Consider the following 16,000-nt stretch of genomic DNA (forward strand, 5'->3'; position numbering starts at 1 on the left):
CCGCATTTATTCACCTTAGCCTGAAAATTAATGAGTACGCTTCATAAAATTGCTTTAACTTTCATTAAATCCATTGGTCCGGTAAATGCCAAAAATTTATTAGCCTATTGTGGCAGCGCTGAAGCTGTTTTTTCTGCTACAAAAAATCAATTGCTTCAAATTCCGGGTATTGGCGAGAAAACTGTTGAAGCAATATTGAATACTGATGCTTTGAAACGAGCAGCTGAAGAACTAAAATTTATTGAAAAACATGGAATTGAAGTTCTTTTTTTTTCAGATGAAAATTATCCAAAACGCTTAAAAAACTGTTTTGATTCTCCGATTTTACTTTACTTTAAAGGTAAAGCAGATTTGAATCACTCGAGAATTATTAGCGTTGTAGGTACTCGTAATGCAACTGAATATGGCAAAACTCTGTGTAAGCAGCTTTGTGAGGTTTTAGCACCATATAACGTGTTAATTGTTAGCGGGCTCGCTTATGGTATCGATGTTACCGCTCACAAAGAATGTATCGCCAATGATATTCCCACCGTTGGTGTTTTAGGGCATGGATTAGATCGATTATATCCGCAAATTCATAAACCAGTTTCTCAAAAAATGGTTTTAAACGGTGGCTTACTTTCCGAATTTCCAACATTGACAAATCCAGACAGACAAAATTTTCCACAGAGAAATAGAATTATTGCTGGCATTGCCGATGCCACTATTGTTGTTGAGGCATCCATTAAAGGTGGGGCGTTAATTACAGCAGAAATTGCAAACTCTTATAATAAAGATGTTTATGCTTTTCCAGGCAGAACAAATGATGCTTTTTCTGAAGGTTGCAACTTTTTAATTAAGACCAATCGGGCAGGGTTGATAAACAATGCAAATGATTTGATTTATTATTTAGGTTGGGATGATGAAGTGAAAGAAAAGAAGAAACAAGCGCAAACTACTTTGCAGCTCAATCTTACTGCAAATGAGCAGAAAGTTGTTGATGCTTTACAAAGCGGTCAACTTTCTATTGATGAACTTTGTATTTCATTAGCTATTCAGCAAAGCAAATTGGCCATAGTTATTCTCACCTTAGAAATGCAAGGGATAATTGTTTCAATGCCTGGCAAGGTTTATAAGTTGGCCTAAGTTAGCCGCAGATTCACAGATTTTTACATTGGCGTCATGCTGAATCCTTTCAGCATCTTATTTATTGTAATTTATTTAGAAGTATAATTGATTTTTAATCTGCGAATCTGTGATTAACCTATAAACAATATTGCATTTCGCCTAATAATCAATCTATAATACCTATCTTATTGATAGATTATAGAATAAAATTTCATTAAAATGAGTTTATTAAAATTATATTTTAAATAAAATATAGTTTGTAAAATAGTTAATAGCTTTGCTTAATTTTGTATCATGTGGTACAATAACATATTAGAAACCATTGGTAATACGCCATTGGTGAAATTAAATACAATTACAAAAGGTGTTCCTGGAACAATTTTAGCAAAAATAGAAACTACCAATCCAGGTAATTCAATCAAAGATCGTATGGCGGTAAAAATGATTGAAGATGCAGAGAAAAGCGGTAAGTTAAAACCTGGCGGAACCATTATTGAGGGAACATCAGGAAATACAGGCATGGGCTTGGCGATGGCTGCCATTATCAAAGGCTACAAGTGTATTTTCACTACAACTGACAAACAATCTAAAGAAAAAGTAGATGCTTTACGTGCTTTTGGTGCCGAGGTTATTGTTTGTCCAACAAATGTGGAGCCGGAAGATCCGCGTTCCTATTATTCTGTTTCGTCTCGTTTAGAGCGTGAAGTTCCTAATTCATGGAAGCCAAATCAATATGATAATTTGGCAAATACTGCCGCTCACTATGAACAAACTGGTCCGGAAATTTGGGAACAAACTGAGGGAAAAATTACTCACCTGGTTGTTGGCGTTGGTACCGGAGGCACAATTTCTGGTACAGGTAAATATCTGAAAGAGAAAAATCCGAATATTCAGGTTTGGGGGATCGACACTTACGGTTCAGTTTTCAAGAAATATAAGGAAACTGGAATTTTTGATAAAGATGAAATCTATCCATACATCACCGAAGGAATTGGCGAAGATTTTTTACCAGCGAATGTAAACTTCGATGTAATTGATTTATTTGAAAAAGTAACCGATAAAGATGCCGCTTTAATGACTCGCGATATTGCCCGTAAAGAAGGTATTTTTGTTGGAAACTCTGCTGGCGCTGCAATTGGTGGGTTAATTCAATTGAAAGATAAGTTAAAACCCGAAGATGTTGTTGTGGTTATTTTTCATGACCACGGTAGCCGTTATATGGGCAAAATGTACAATGAAGATTGGTTAAGGGAACGAGGTTTTTTACATGATGAAAAACTAACAGCAAAATCAATTCTAGCTAAAAAGGAAGCAACAGAAATTGTAACCCTCGATGCAACAAAGTCTGTCTTAGAGGCGATCAATACGATTAAATCGATGAATATTTCGCAAATTCCGGTAACACAACAAGGAATGATTGTAGGTAAAATTGCCGAAAGTGATATTTTAACTGCTTTACTTGAAAACCCGGGTTTGAAATCTGCACCGATATCAGAAATCATGACGGCAACTTTTCCTTTCGTTGATTTGAATACCTCTATTGATAAAATTTCATCGTTAATTAACAAAGAAAATTCAGCCGTTTTGGTAGAAGATGAATCAGGAAAAATTGAAATTATTACGCAATATGATATTATAAACGCGATATCGGGGTAAGGATATTTGTTGAGGAGTAGTAAATAGAGAATAGGAAATAGGGAATGGAGAATAGGGAATAGATGATGGAAGGGGTTTGCTATTCATTCGAATAGTTTTGAGTCGGTCGTCATTGCGAGGTACAAAGCAATCTTAATGCTTTGGGTGATCAACTAGCGGCCGATATATTGCTTGTTACGTGAACGAGAAGTCACAAAAAAACGCCCGGGTAATTATTACGCGGGCGTTTTTGCATGATGCTATTTATCTTTAGTCTATCAGCATTAATCTTTCAACGCTAAAAACCTTTAATGGCCTGGCGCATCAGCGTTAACACGCTTAATCTGCGCACCTAAAGCTCTTAAACGCGTATCAATATCCTGATAACCACGCTCAATTTGCTCAATGTTGTAAATAGTTGATTTACCTTCAGCAGAAAGAGCCGCAATCAATAGCGACACTCCTGCTCTGATATCCGGTGAAGTCATGCTGATACCGCGAAGTTTGTATTTTTTATCAATACCGTTAACAGTAGCACGGTGTGGATCACAGAGAATAATTTGAGCGCCCATGTCAATCAATTTATCCACAAAGAATAAACGACTCTCAAACATTTTTTGATGAATTAAAACGTTTCCTTTTGCTTGTGTAGCCACAACCAAAACAATACTCAATAAATCAGGAGTGAATCCTGGCCAAGGAGAATCAGCAATCGTTAAAATCGAGCCATCAATAAAAGTATCAATTTCATAATGCTTTTGCGATGGCACATAAATATCATCACCTCTGCGTTCTAGTTTAATACCCAGTTTCTTAAATACTTCAGGTATTACGCCAAGCTCATCGTAACATACGTTTTTAATAGTAATTTCGGATTCAGTCATTGCTGCCATACCGATGAAAGAGCCAATCTCAATCATGTCAGGTAGCATTCTGTGTTCTGTTCCGCCCAAAACCTTAACACCCTCAATGGTTAACAAATTCGAACCAATACCAGATATTTTAGCACCCATGCGATTCAGCATTTTACAAAGCTGCTGTAAATAAGGTTCGCATGCAGCATTATAAATCGTTGTTGTACCTTTTGCTAAAACGGCAGCCATTACGATGTTCGCTGTTCCGGTAACCGAAGCCTCATCTAACAGGATATAAGCACCTTTTAAATCAGTAGCATCAACATTGAAGAAAGCTTTTTTACTATCATAAATGAATTTTGCACCTAACTTTTCGAAACCGATAAAGTGCGTATCCAATCTTCTTCGACCAATTTTATCGCCTCCAGGTTTAGGAATTGCAGCTTTACCAAAACGTGCCAACAACGGACCAACAATCATTATTGAACCTCGTAAACCACCACCCTTAGCTTTAAAAGTATCTGATTCAAAGAAATTTAAATTAATATCTTTTGCTTCGAAGGTATAAGTGTCTTTGTCGATGCGCTCAACAGCAACGCCCAAATCGCCCAAAAGTTCAATCAGTTTGTTTACATCTTTAATATCAGGAATATTGCTGATGGTTACCTTTTCTCGTGTAAGTAAAACTGCAGATAGAATCTGTAAGGCCTCATTCTTGGCCCCTTGAGGAGTGATTTCGCCTTTTAATTTAATTCCGCCTGTTATCTCAAATGCGTTCATATATTTTTTTATGTGAAGTGTCAGCCTGAGTTTATCGAAGACAGTATTTCGACAGGCTCAACATGACAATTAAAAGTTATTAATATTTAGGTTTATTATTATTGTTTCGTCCGCGATTACTATTGTTGTTATTGTTTTGACGGTTTTTGCCGTTATTATTATTGTTATTCGTTCTTCCGCGGTTATTATTATTAGTATTCTGACGAGGATTCTGAGCTCTAAACTCTACTTTAGCCAGGTTCACGCCCTCATCAAGCGATAATAATCCACCAGAAAGATATTTCAAATCTTTGATTATCGTGTCGTCGCTTACATTATCCTTGTTCCAGGTAACGTAAGCCATTTTCATAAAGTTTGCAATTCCCTGAACCATAGCTTTTTTGTGCTCCGGATTTTCCTCCCGCATAGCTTTTTCAATCAAATTCTCAACTGTTTTACCGTAATGTTTGTAGGTAATCCGTTGCTGAGGATAGGGAAGTGGCTCTGGTTTTTTAAAAGCATTTTCCGGTAAAGGTTTTGGGTAAGGGCTTTCCACATCTATCTGATAGCCAGAAATAATGTGCAAGTGATCCCAAAGTTTATGTTTAAAATCGGCAACATCACGTAAGTGCGGTTGCAAAAATCCCATCAGGTCGATAACCGCCTGGGCATATTTATTACGTTCTTCAATAGTTGGTAATTCGCAAATATACTTCACCATATTCTGAACGTTGCGGCCATATTCTGATAAAATCAAATGGCTACGCGTAGTATTATAATCAAAATTCATGTACAGATAATTTAATGGATAAATCTGCCGGCGATACGAATTATGAAATAACCAGAGGAGATGAGGTTATGAATTCACCGAAATGTCTATTGCCGGACTTTCGTTATTTATAGTTCAAAGATAATTAAAATTACGATTTTAGGGTTACGATTTTAGATTTTATTTGGAAGTGATGGGTTGGTGGTTGTTTTGGTTTTTCAGCCCTTCTTTACATGACAAGCCCAATAAAAAATTGGGGCTTTTCATTTCAATCAGTTTATCTAAGAAAGGGATGTGCATTTTTGGGATCTAAGCCCAGAGCAAAACCTTTAAAAAACTGAAAAGGATTTTTCCACTTCGGTCGAAATGACGATTTATTCTTCCGTGTCTTCAGTGTTTCCGTGGCAAAAACCTACACTTCATCACTATTCTTTGGATAATCAAAAAACACCAAATCGCCCGTTCCTCTGCTCAGCATCTTCCATGAATCGAAAGGAAAAGATATTAATACCATTCCTGCTGTTGGGATATTGGCAATATCAGCACCGCTTAATTCATTTGCCAAATCGGTAAACCCAGGGTTATGACCAAACATAATCACAGTATCTGCCTCATCATTCAAACCATTTACTACATTTAAAAGCGTATTGGTATTTGCCTCATAAATGGCTTCCTCATATTGAATATCATCAATTTGATAAGCTTCAGCAAAAAATTTTGCAGTAGATTTCGCTCGCTTTGCCGGACTGCTTACCATCAAATCGAATTTGAACCCCTTATTGATCAAACGTTCTGCCATTTCTGGTGCATTCTCTTTACCACGTTTATTCAACGGACGATCAAAATCTTTTAAATCTAAATTTGTCCAGTCTGATTTTCCGTGACGAACCAATAATAATTGCTTAGCCATTTAGTTTTTCTTTAATTTTATTTACAATCGTTTCAGGATTTATTAAATCCATACAGCTCTCAACACCACACATACATGGTTTGTTTCCATAAATAGAATTTGGCCGATTAGGATGGTCAACTTGGATACAATCGCTTTCCAACTGACCATAGCCTAAAAACCCCGCATAAGGATGTGTCGGTCCCCAAACAGAAACTACAGGAACACCCACCAACGAAGCCATATGCATACCTGATGAATCCATACTAAGCATCAAATCCAAGTTTGAAATAATCGCAAGCTCTTCTGTAAGGTTAAAATTGCCAATTAAATTATGCGTGTTTGGATAAATTTTGGCCCATGGTTCAGCAATTGCCTGTTCGGTTTTTCCACCCCCGAAAATAAAAATTTCATAGCCTGAAGCAGATAATCCAGCAATTACTACCTCCATTTTGTCTAACGGATAAACCTTGTAAATGTGCTGTGCAAAAGGGGAGATGCCCAGTTTCTTTTTCGTTTCATCTTTAAATAAATACTCAGCTCTTACAGGTAATTTCTTCGGTTTTTTTTTAAGCTTATGGCTCAGATTAACCTCAAAACCTAGTTCGCGGAATACATCAGCATAACGTTCTACAGTTTGTCGTAAGGGTTGAAATATTTTATTAACAGAATGCGTTAATGCTTTTTTCTCGGCTCTGCCTTTGTCAATTCGCTTAATTTTTATACCAGTTAATCGAAAAAAAGTTGAAATCGCTCTGCTTCTTAAATTATCATGCAAATCCGCAATGGCTGTTGGTTTATATTTTCGGAGCTCTTTGTAAAGTTTATACAGCCCGGAGATTCCTTTGTGGATGGTCTTGGGTTGAATGGCATGAAAAGTCAAATGCTCAATACCGTCAAAAAATGGTTTATAGGCCTCACGACTGACCAATATAATTTCTACTGATGGATTTTGCTGAGAAAATTCTTTCAAAACAGAAGCTACCATCGCTACATCGCCCATAGCTGAAAAACGTAAAACGATAATTTTTTCTGTTGATGACATGGCTTTTTTGAATCACTCGTTATTGCTAGGCACGAAGCAATCTTAAGCTATGGGTTGTATAGCAAAAGTTGTAGGATTGCTTCGTGTTTAACAATGACGACTTGTGGAGTTAGGCTTTATTATACAACACCGGATTTAAGTTAGGATCGTTATACATTTTCATTTGCTTATAAACTTTCATGTATTTTTTGCCAGCCTCAATATCAGCTAATAATTCATTTATGCTTGTCGATAAATCTTCGCGTTGCGATAATAAAACATTGAGTTTCGTTTGGCATTGCTCACGGTGTTCAGCTGATGCACTTTCTCGTTCTGCTTCTTCCTGCATGTGGTAGATTTTCAAAGCCAGAATGGAAAGCCTGTCTATTGCCCAAGCCGGACTTTCCGTGTTGATTTTCGCATCTGGCAAAGCCGAAATTCCACGATAAAGATTTAAGAAATATCCATCTATAAACTCTACCATGTCGGTACGCACCTGGTTTTGTGCATCAATACGTCTCTTCCATTTCAGGCCGTCAATAGGGTCGATCTGCGGGTTACGGATCACATCTTCCATATGCCATTGAGCTGTGTCGATCCAATTTTTAATATAGAAAAGATGTTCTAAGGTTTCGGCATCATATGGATTTTCAACCAGGTGGTCGATATCATCAAACTTATGGTAATCTGTAATTACTTCGTTAAAGATGCGGTTGGCAATTTCACTGATCATGAGGCAAAGTTAGGGTTTTTTACAACAGATTCTCACAGATGAATAGAGATTGAGGAATAGTTAAATCCTGAAAGAATATCTGTGTTGATCCTGTCTATCTGTGGTTATTTATAAAACAACATTTAATCTGCAAATCTGTGGCTAACCTTTTTTAGCGTTAAAATATTCCGTTATTTCCTGTAAAGCAAAAGCATTTAGACATTTGTCTGCGCTTAATCCACCTTTGCGGGCTACTAAAATTCCGTAACGCATGTCGTGGAAGCCTTCGGTTCTGTGAGCATCGGGGTTTACTGAAAGCAATACTCCTTTTTCCAAAGCATAATGATGCCAACGCCAATCCAAATCCAATCGTAAAGGATTTGCATTGATTTCGATAACGACCTTATTTGCGGCACAGGCATCAATTATTTTTTTATAATCAATCGGGTAACCTGCTCTGCTTAACAGTAAACGCCCTGTTGGGTGCCCCAAAATAGTGGTGTAGGGATTTTCAATAGCCTTTAATAACCGGGCAGTCGCTTTGGATTCATCCATTCGAAGATTGCTGTGTACAGAGGCCACCACAAAATCGAAAGTTTTAAGCACTTCGTCAGAATAATCCAAAGAACCATCACTCAATATATCACTTTCAATCCCTTTAAAAATTTTAAAAGGTGATAATTTTTTGTTCAACTCATCAATTTCCAGATGTTGTGCAAAAACACGATGCTCATTTAACCCTTTTGCATAAACTGCTGTTTTCGAGTGGTCGCAGATGCCTAAATATTGTAAGTTCAGTGTGTCTTTGCAATAGACAGCCATCTGCTCGAGCGTATGAACTCCATCGCTCCACGTAGAATGATTATGCAAACTTCCTTTTAAGTCTTCATCCGTGATGAGTTTGGGTAGATTGTTTTCTTTGGCTAATGCTATTTCATCTAAACCTTCACGCAGTTCGGGCTCAATAAAAGCTAATCCAGCTTTACTGTAAATAGCCTCTTCACTTTTAAAAGGGCCATCGCCAGCCAATTTTAAAACCTGTTCAACGTGTTCGGTATTTCCCGTCAGTTTAAACCATTCTAAATAAAAATAAGATTTATCAACAACAAAAACTTTAATTCTCAAACCAGCTTCGGTTGTCGTAATGAAACAATCTTCGCCAGCAATTAACGAAAGCGGCTCAAAAGTCTCCAGGCTAGTTTGTACTTCTTCTACATGTTCAGCACCGATTACAAATTCCAACTCATCAATAATTTCGCAAGCACGGCGAAATTGACCAGCAAAACCTAAGGAAGAATGGTTATCAACTTTAATTAGCCATTCGGAGATTTGTGCGTATATGGTGTTTGCAAGGTCTTCTAATTGAGCGTAAAGGAATCTGCCGTTTGCGGCCAGCTTAAACTCAATAGCATTTTTAATCTCTTCTTGTGTTTTTAGGCCAAAACCTTTGGCTTCAATTAATCGGTTTTCGTTGCAGGCATAATAAAGTTCTCCAATACTTTCAATGCCTAAGGTTCTCCAAATAATTAAAATTTTCTTTGGACCAATCCCTTTGATACCGAGCATTTCTACAACGCCTTCGGGTGTTTCTCCAATGATATCATTTAGTTCTTTAAGTTCGCCGGTTTGCAATAATTCGATGATTTTTCCTGCCAAACTTTTACCAATGCCATCAATTTTATCGATCTCATCTAAAGGTTTGTCTTTAAGTGCAAAAGGAAGTTTATCAATTTTAAAATAAGCATTGGCTATTGATTTTATTTTGAATGGATTTACTTCATGTAATTCCATTAACTGCGATAAGAGGCGTAAGGTACGGGCGATGGTTTTGTTTTCCATAAGCTGTAAAATTAGGAAATAAAGCGTTAAAACTTTTGGGAGCGGTATTTTTTCAAACAGAATTAATTGCTGTGTTGTTCTAGAGTCATGAAATTCTCAAAAATCATCCTTCTTGGCGTGACCATTAGTACGGCAGCTTGTCAATCCTCGCAAAACTCGCAGCATAAAACCGATTCGATAGAAAGTATTGAGTCGGGTCCAGGCCGCATAGTCGATTCTCGCTATTTGATTGTTCCTGGTCGCTCAGTGGGTGAAATTTCTCTGGGTGAAAATATGGAAAAAGTAGGAGCATTGCTTGGTAAACCTGATGCTGGCGATGCGGCAATGGGCAAGGCATGGGGTATTTGGTTTAGCAAAGATTCTGGAGTTGAACAAAAAGATGAAATTGCTGTTTATTCATCTTATCGAGATTCGACCATGCGAGTGAAAGATGTGAAACAGATTAGAATTACTTCACCGAAGTACAAAACCCAGGATGGTTTTACTGTTGGATTAAATGAATCGGACACTAAATTGAAATTCCCTGCTATGGAACGAATTTCTACTTATTTAAATGATCAAAAAGATACCGTAACCGTTTACGATGCCAAGCAAGACGGAATTGGATTTGAGTTTTTGAAAGGAAAAAGTATTTCTCTAACGGTTCATCCATTGAATCAATCGGTTAATGGGACCTATTTGACTTTACATCCGGAGTGGAAAATGATTGAATAAGTTGGAATAGGGAATTGAAAATGGAGAATTGAAAAGGGGATTAGGAAAAATGGAAAAAGTAAGAGCGGAGTTGGTCGATGCCATCATCTCTCTTACTTTTTCCATTAAGTATTACTTTATAACCGCTTCAAAAGGCATCCTTGCCTGAATTCCTGAACTGGCAATAACTTTTTTCATTTGCTGATAAAGCATATAATTATCACCCAACTCTTGTTTAGTGTAGTACGTTTTGATCCTGTCTGTACTTTCATCCATAAAAGATTTCAAAGGATCGACAACATCAGGGTATTCTACCACTTTGTATTCCTTGATTTTTGCTTTTTTTGCTGCAGCCTTAATCGCGTCGTTGAAACTTCCAATTCTATCAGCTAAACCAATTTGAACTGCGTCGGTTCCAATCCAAACGTGGCCACCACCAATGCTATCAATATAAGCTTTGCTTTTCTTTCTGCCATCTGCCACGCGATTTACAAAACCACTGTAAATTCTGTTTAATTCGTTCTGAATAATGAATCTTTCTCCAGCTGTCATTGGGCGGTTGGTTGCCATAATATCAGCGTATTTCCCAGTTTTAACACCGTCGAAAGTAATTCCCAATTTGTTGGTCATTAAGTTCTGAAAATTTGGAATGAGGCCAAAAACACCAATAGAGCCGGTAATAGTATTCGGCTGAACAAAAATGCTATCGGCAGCACAGCCGATGTAATAACCGCCAGATGCCGCAACATCACCAAATGAAGCGATAACAGGTTTTTCCTTTTTTGTTAACACGATTTCTCTCCATATCACATCCGATGCTAATGCACTACCGCCAGGAGAATTTACACGGATTACAACTGCTTTGATGTCATCATCTAAACGAGCTTTACGAATTGCTCTCGAAATGCGTTCGGAACCAATTTGATTATCGTTGCCCTCGCCGCCACTAATTTCTCCATTGGCATAAATTACAGCGACTTTATCCTTTCCTGAGCCTGTTTCAGTATTGTTTTTAACATAATCATTAATAGAAACTGTACGTACATTTTCGCCTCTGGTTCTGCCTGATAATCCCTTTAATTCTTCTAAAATTTGATCTTTATATTTTAATGCATCAACCATTTTAAAATTAGCTGCATCCTGAGGTTCTCTAATTCTATAATCATCAGCAATTTTGTACAAACTATCTTTTTGAATATCTCTGCTTTTAGCAATATCAGTTAAAAATGTATTGTACAAACCACCTACATAAGCGGTAACTTGTTTGCGGTTATAATCACTCATTTTATCTAAAATGAAAGGTTCTACCGCACTTTTGTAATTACCAACACGAATCACCTGCATTTCTACGCCTACTTTTTCCAGCGTACCTTTAAAAAATGTGAGTTCAGAACTAAAGCCTTTAAATTCCAAAGCTCCTTCGGGATTTAAATAAACTTTATCAGCAGCAGATGCCAGATAATAAGCGCCTTGGGTAAAAACCTCGCTGTAAGCAATAATTTTTTTATGCGATTTTTTGAAATCAATTAAAGCATTTCTCACCTCACGCATAGTGGCAAAACCAGCATTCGGACTGCTCACATTCAAATAAATACATTTAATATTATCATCAGTTTTAGCCCTTTGGATAGATTTTAACAAATCATTTAATCCAATTCCGTCTTTTTCGGTACCGCCAACAATGGGCAGGTTACCAAACGGATTTTTCGGAGTACGTTCTGTAATGGGTTGGTCTAAGTTTAAAAATAGTACCGAGTTGTTCGATACAGTAACAGTTTTATCACTGTCGATGGAAGAAATAGCACCAACGATAATTACAAAGATGATGATGAAAACAATAACTGCTGATAGGAAAAATCCTAACATTGAGGCAAATAGATACTTGAAAAAATCTTTCATTTAAATGTTAATTTTGTGCCGTAAAGATATAAAAATACATGATGCTTAATACGGCTTTAGAGTACCAAACCGCTTATTTGTTACTGGGGGGAAATTTGGGTAATAGAGAAGATAATTTACATAAAGCAATTGCACTTATAGCAGAAAATATAGGCTCAGTAGTTTCAATTTCTGCTTTGTATGAAACTGCAGCATGGGGCAAAACTGATCAACCTTCATTTTTAAATCAAGCCGTAGCCGTTGAGACTAACTTTCCTGCTATTGAAGTTTTAAACAAGGCACTGGAGATAGAAAAAGTTTTAGGTAGAGTTAGGAAAGATAAATGGGGAGAGCGTTTAATTGATATTGATTTAATTTTATATGGAAATGAGGTTATTGATATCGAAAATAAACTTCAGGTTCCTCATCCGCATATGCAAGAAAGAAGGTTTGTAATGGCGCCCCTGGCTGAAATTGCCCCAGGTATAGTACATCCCATTTTGGGGAAAACTATTTTGGATATTTTTGAAAATATTACAGATAAATTAGACGCTAAGAAATTGTAAATATCTAGCTTTGTTATATGCAAGAGAATCATGATAATCATCCCTTAGATTTATCATATCTTAAAGAAATGGTTGGTCATAATCCAGAATTTATGATCGAAGTTTTTGACACGTTTATTGAACAAACGCCTTTCTATCTGGCCGAGTTGGAAGATGCTTTATCAAGTGAAAATTGGGATAAGTTTGGCAATTGTGCGCATAAAATTAAGCCAACATTTAGCTATGTGGGGCGGAGCGATGTTAAAGATTTTGTTCAGTCTATCGAAGACAATGCCCGAAATCAGATCGCGGTAGAGCAAATCCCCGCAGATGTTGAACGCTTGAAAGCCTTGTTAGTCGAGATTTATACTCAATTGGAAGTCGCTAAAAATGAGATTCAATCTAAATGATAACTGAATTTTTGAAAAGCCCAAGTTTAGCTTTAATTTAAATTATTATTCAGGGTTAAGTTAAAGCAGGAGTTCCCTTGAATTTATTCAAGGTATTTAATGAAAGATATGCTGAAACAAATTCAGCTTGAGGATGAAGTAAATTACTTGCAACTATTTCGAACTTATTATATTGCTGCGGCCAGTACCTCTAAAATGCAGGATTGATAAACTGATATAGAATACCAAAACAAAAGGAATGGCGGCGAATTGTAAAACTGCAATTAGCACAGCTGATATTATTAGAAAGATAAACTTGATTTTATTTTTTGCCCAGCTCAAATCGCTAAACTTCAAAGAGAAGATTTTGATCTCACTAATCAAAAGAAAGCTGGTAATCGCGGTGATAGCAACTAATAGCATAGTGGAACCAATTACCTGAGGATAATCGGTCGCAATAAACGGTAACGAACAGATAAACAGCGTATTCATTGGCGTATTTAAGCCAATAAAATCTTCGGTTTGACGCTCATCATTATTAAATTTTGCTAATCGCAAGGCTGAAAAAACAGTAATAAAGAAACCTAAATAGGGTAAATATTCAGAAGTATAATCACTGGTTTTTAGCAGCTGAAACATAATCACGCCTGGTAAAAAACCAAAACTTACCATGTCTGCCAACGAATCCAAATCTTTTCCAATCGCCGACTTTACATTCAACAATCGGGCAACCATTCCATCAAAAAAATCGAAAATGCCCGAAAGAATGACGAAATAGGCAGCGGTTTGTAAATCGCCTTTAAAAGCAAAAACGATTCCGATACAACCAGAAAACAGATTTGCACAGGTAATCGCATTAGGGATATGCCTTTTCATTTATTTTGAGTTGAAAGTACAAAGTTAAAAGTTTAAAGTGACTAGATCCTTATTTGGAAAACTTTCAACTTTAAACCTTTAACTTTTAACACTCTACTAGCTATTCATCGAAATTAAAAATTCTTCATTGCTTTTTGTACCTTTTATCTGAGCTTGTACAAATTCCATCGCCTCCTGGCTATTCATATCTGCCAGGTGGTTACGCAAAATCCAAACACGTTGTAAAATATCACGGTCTAGCAATAAATCATCTCTACGAGTACTCGAAGCTGTTATATCAATAGCAGGGAAGATACGTTTATTCGATAATTTACGGTCTAATTGTAACTCCATGTTACCAGTTCCTTTAAATTCTTCGAAGATCACTTCGTCCATTTTAGAACCTGTATCGGTTAATGCGGTAGCTAAAATTGTCAAGGAACCGCCGTTTTCAATGTTCCGGGCAGCGCCGAAGAAACGTTTTGGTTTATGTAATGCATTAGCATCAACACCACCGGATAAAATTTTACCTGATGCAGGAGCAGTGGTATTGTAAGCACGTGCTAAACGTGTAATCGAATCTAAAAGGATAACCACATCGTGTCCGCTTTCTACCAAACGCTTGGATTTTTCTAAAACGATGTTGGCAATTTTTACGTGTCGTTCAGCTGGCTCATCGAAAGTAGAGGCAATAACCTCCGCCCTTACGCTACGAGCCATATCAGTAACCTCTTCCGGACGCTCATCAATTAAAAGAATAATTAAATAAACTTCTGGGTGATTTTTAGCAATTGCATTTGCAACCTCTTTTAATAAATTAGTTTTACCAGTTTTCGGTTGCGCTACAATTAACCCACGTTGTCCTTTACCAATTGGTGTGAACAAATCCATAATACGAGTAGAATAATTGCTGTTATCCGTAAAAAGATTTAATTTTTCGGTTGGAAAAAGTGGTGTTAAATAATCGAATGGTACGCGGTCGCGAACTTCTGCAGGGATTCTTCCATTAATGGTTTCTACACGAACTAAAGGGAAATATTTTTCGCCCTCTTTCGGTGGACGAATACTTCCTTTTACGGTATCACCGGTTTTTAAACCAAAAAGTTTAATTTGAGATTGAGATACGTAAATATCATCAGGAGAGGTTAAGTAATTATAATCCGCAGAGCGTAAGAAACCGTAACCATCAGGCATAATTTCTAAAACGCCCTCGTTTGTAATTACGTTATCGAAATCTAAGTTAGAATAACTGTTTTCGTTTTTGTGGTGGTTACCGCCTCCAGGTTGTTTTTGCTGGCGGTTATCTTCGCGTTGTGGTTTTTCTTGCTTTTCTCTTGGCTCTTGTTTTTGTCTCGGAGCCGCAGGAATCACTTCAGCCGATTCTTCAATTAAAGCAGAAATTGGTTTGCTTCCACCGTCTTCCGATTCAATAACCCTGTCTGGTTGTCTTTCTGGTTGTTGTTGGTGTTGCGGCTCATCAAACAAAGTAACCGAATCTCTTCTTCTTTCAATTGGAGCTGCAGGTTCATCTTTACTTAATCTTGCTCTTTTTTTAACCGGTTTTTCTGGAGTAGAAGGAGCAGCAGTAGCTGATGCAGCAACTTTCGGAGTTTTTTCTGCTTTAGCTGCTTTAGTTTTTGGAGCAGGAGCAACAGCAACCGGTTCGCTTTCGCTGTATGGGTCTGCACCAGTGCCTGCTTTAGCTGCATTTATAATTTCTTGCTGGTGTAACAGTACTTCAACAAGGTCAATTTTTCTAAGGGATTCGGCACCTTCAATGCCATAAGATTTTGCAAGCTCACGTAATTCTGGTGTGAGCTTATCATTTAATTCTGTTTTACTAAACATTCTAAATATATATGTTTCAAGAAATTTTTCATTTGTTTACAACGGATGCTTCCTGTTATAAAATGTGCAAAGGCTTCTCTTGTGATTGCGTAAGCCCAGCGGTTTTTTTTGTGTATAAATTCTTAAGGCTATAAAACTGTGATGAGTTGGTTAATAGATATACTCAAAATGTTTCATAAATGTTTACAAGCTGAATAAAAACGA

The 16,000-nt window shown here is 37.0% G+C and carries 14 protein-coding genes; 5 read left to right on the plus strand and 9 right to left on the minus strand.

All coding sequences use genetic code 11. The features are described 5' to 3' along the window. Window positions 1-30: 30 nt before the first annotated feature. Entirely contained in the window at window positions 31-1,125 is a 1,095-nt protein-coding gene (gene dprA / locus ASE92_RS08765) for a DNA-processing protein DprA (protein WP_056849725.1), read from the plus strand. A gap of 276 nt (window positions 1,126-1,401) precedes the next feature. Further along, window positions 1,402-2,763 (plus strand): pyridoxal-phosphate dependent enzyme, encoded by a 1,362-nt coding sequence (locus tag ASE92_RS08770; protein WP_056849726.1) that lies wholly within the window; start codon window positions 1,402-1,404, stop codon window positions 2,761-2,763. A 287-nt stretch (window positions 2,764-3,050) separates the two neighbouring features. Here ASE92_RS08770 and murA read toward each other — a convergent pair whose 3' ends face one another. The 6 genes from murA to ASE92_RS08800 form a co-directional block, all read right to left on the minus strand. Further along, complete coding sequence (murA, locus tag ASE92_RS08775) at window positions 3,051-4,376, minus strand: UDP-N-acetylglucosamine 1-carboxyvinyltransferase (RefSeq protein ID WP_056849727.1); 1,326 nt, start codon at window positions 4,374-4,376, stop codon at window positions 3,051-3,053. 79 nt (window positions 4,377-4,455) lie between these two features. Further along, window positions 4,456-5,145 (minus strand): DUF4290 domain-containing protein, encoded by a 690-nt coding sequence (locus ASE92_RS08780; protein WP_056849728.1) that lies wholly within the window; start codon window positions 5,143-5,145, stop codon window positions 4,456-4,458. Between the two features lie 391 nt (window positions 5,146-5,536). Continuing rightward, the gene (locus ASE92_RS08785; protein WP_056849729.1) at window positions 5,537-6,034 is read right to left on the minus strand and encodes a histidine phosphatase family protein; all 498 of its coding nucleotides are present in this window, start codon (window positions 6,032-6,034) and stop codon (window positions 5,537-5,539) included. After that, window positions 6,027-7,058 carry a glycosyltransferase family 9 protein gene (locus tag ASE92_RS08790; protein WP_056849730.1) on the minus strand — a complete coding sequence of 344 codons (1,032 nt, stop codon included), beginning with the start codon at window positions 7,056-7,058 and terminating at the stop codon, window positions 6,027-6,029. The genes ASE92_RS08785 and ASE92_RS08790 overlap by 8 nt, the downstream gene beginning before the upstream one ends. A 109-nt stretch (window positions 7,059-7,167) precedes the next feature. Beyond that, on the minus strand, window positions 7,168-7,770 hold the full coding sequence (locus ASE92_RS08795; RefSeq protein ID WP_056849731.1) for a DUF4254 domain-containing protein: 603 nt from the start codon (window positions 7,768-7,770) through the stop codon (window positions 7,168-7,170). A 141-nt stretch (window positions 7,771-7,911) separates the two neighbouring features. Next, a complete protein-coding gene (locus tag ASE92_RS08800) occupies window positions 7,912-9,588 on the minus strand; it encodes a DNA polymerase/3'-5' exonuclease PolX (RefSeq protein ID WP_056849732.1) in 1,677 nt (558 codons plus the stop codon). Window positions 9,589-9,675: 87 nt separating this feature from the next. Between ASE92_RS08800 and ASE92_RS08805 the strand changes: the two genes are divergently transcribed. Then, window positions 9,676-10,302, plus strand: a complete 627-nt coding sequence (locus ASE92_RS08805; protein ID WP_056849733.1) for a hypothetical protein — start codon at window positions 9,676-9,678, stop codon at window positions 10,300-10,302. Window positions 10,303-10,413: 111 nt separating this feature from the next. Here the strand turns inward: ASE92_RS08805 and sppA are convergent, their stop codons facing one another. Further along, window positions 10,414-12,180 (minus strand): signal peptide peptidase SppA, encoded by a 1,767-nt coding sequence (sppA, locus tag ASE92_RS08810; protein ID WP_056849734.1) that lies wholly within the window; start codon window positions 12,178-12,180, stop codon window positions 10,414-10,416. Between the two features lie 38 nt (window positions 12,181-12,218). Between sppA and folK the strand changes: the two genes are divergently transcribed. Continuing rightward, entirely contained in the window at window positions 12,219-12,725 is a 507-nt protein-coding gene (gene folK / locus ASE92_RS08815) for a 2-amino-4-hydroxy-6-hydroxymethyldihydropteridine diphosphokinase (protein ID WP_056849735.1), read from the plus strand. 17 nt (window positions 12,726-12,742) lie between these two features. Then, window positions 12,743-13,114, plus strand: a complete 372-nt coding sequence (locus ASE92_RS08820; protein ID WP_056849736.1) for an Hpt domain-containing protein — start codon at window positions 12,743-12,745, stop codon at window positions 13,112-13,114. A 153-nt stretch (window positions 13,115-13,267) separates the two neighbouring features. On the opposite strand, the gene pssA is transcribed toward ASE92_RS08820, so the two are convergent. Further along, on the minus strand, window positions 13,268-13,969 hold the full coding sequence (gene pssA, locus ASE92_RS08825; RefSeq protein WP_056849737.1) for a CDP-diacylglycerol--serine O-phosphatidyltransferase: 702 nt from the start codon (window positions 13,967-13,969) through the stop codon (window positions 13,268-13,270). Window positions 13,970-14,065: 96 nt separating this feature from the next. Then, window positions 14,066-15,796, minus strand: coding sequence for a transcription termination factor Rho (gene rho, locus ASE92_RS08830; RefSeq protein ID WP_056849738.1), 1,731 nt, complete (start codon window positions 15,794-15,796; stop codon window positions 14,066-14,068). Window positions 15,797-16,000: the final 204 nt, after the last annotated feature.

Source organism: Pedobacter sp. Leaf41 (genome assembly GCF_001422545.1).
Taxonomy (GTDB): domain Bacteria; phylum Bacteroidota; class Bacteroidia; order Sphingobacteriales; family Sphingobacteriaceae; genus Pedobacter.

What these genes read in the sequence shown, in the direction of transcription:
- dprA (WP_056849725.1), top strand. Translation starts at nt 31, where the DNA reads ATGAGTACGCTTCATAAAATTGCTTTAACTTTCATTAAATCCATTGGT.
- ASE92_RS08770 (WP_056849726.1), top strand. Translation starts at nt 1,402, where the DNA reads ATGTGGTACAATAACATATTAGAAACCATTGGTAATACGCCATTGGTG.
- murA (WP_056849727.1), bottom strand. Translation starts at nt 4,376, where the DNA reads ATGAACGCATTTGAGATAACAGGCGGAATTAAATTAAAAGGCGAAATC.
- ASE92_RS08780 (WP_056849728.1), bottom strand. Translation starts at nt 5,145, where the DNA reads ATGAATTTTGATTATAATACTACGCGTAGCCATTTGATTTTATCAGAA.
- ASE92_RS08785 (WP_056849729.1), bottom strand. Translation starts at nt 6,034, where the DNA reads ATGGCTAAGCAATTATTATTGGTTCGTCACGGAAAATCAGACTGGACA.
- ASE92_RS08790 (WP_056849730.1), bottom strand. Translation starts at nt 7,058, where the DNA reads ATGTCATCAACAGAAAAAATTATCGTTTTACGTTTTTCAGCTATGGGC.
- ASE92_RS08795 (WP_056849731.1), bottom strand. Translation starts at nt 7,770, where the DNA reads ATGATCAGTGAAATTGCCAACCGCATCTTTAACGAAGTAATTACAGAT.
- ASE92_RS08800 (WP_056849732.1), bottom strand. Translation starts at nt 9,588, where the DNA reads ATGGAAAACAAAACCATCGCCCGTACCTTACGCCTCTTATCGCAGTTA.
- ASE92_RS08805 (WP_056849733.1), top strand. Translation starts at nt 9,676, where the DNA reads ATGAAATTCTCAAAAATCATCCTTCTTGGCGTGACCATTAGTACGGCA.
- sppA (WP_056849734.1), bottom strand. Translation starts at nt 12,180, where the DNA reads ATGAAAGATTTTTTCAAGTATCTATTTGCCTCAATGTTAGGATTTTTC.
- folK (WP_056849735.1), top strand. Translation starts at nt 12,219, where the DNA reads ATGATGCTTAATACGGCTTTAGAGTACCAAACCGCTTATTTGTTACTG.
- ASE92_RS08820 (WP_056849736.1), top strand. Translation starts at nt 12,743, where the DNA reads ATGCAAGAGAATCATGATAATCATCCCTTAGATTTATCATATCTTAAA.
- pssA (WP_056849737.1), bottom strand. Translation starts at nt 13,969, where the DNA reads ATGAAAAGGCATATCCCTAATGCGATTACCTGTGCAAATCTGTTTTCT.
- rho (WP_056849738.1), bottom strand. Translation starts at nt 15,796, where the DNA reads ATGTTTAGTAAAACAGAATTAAATGATAAGCTCACACCAGAATTACGT.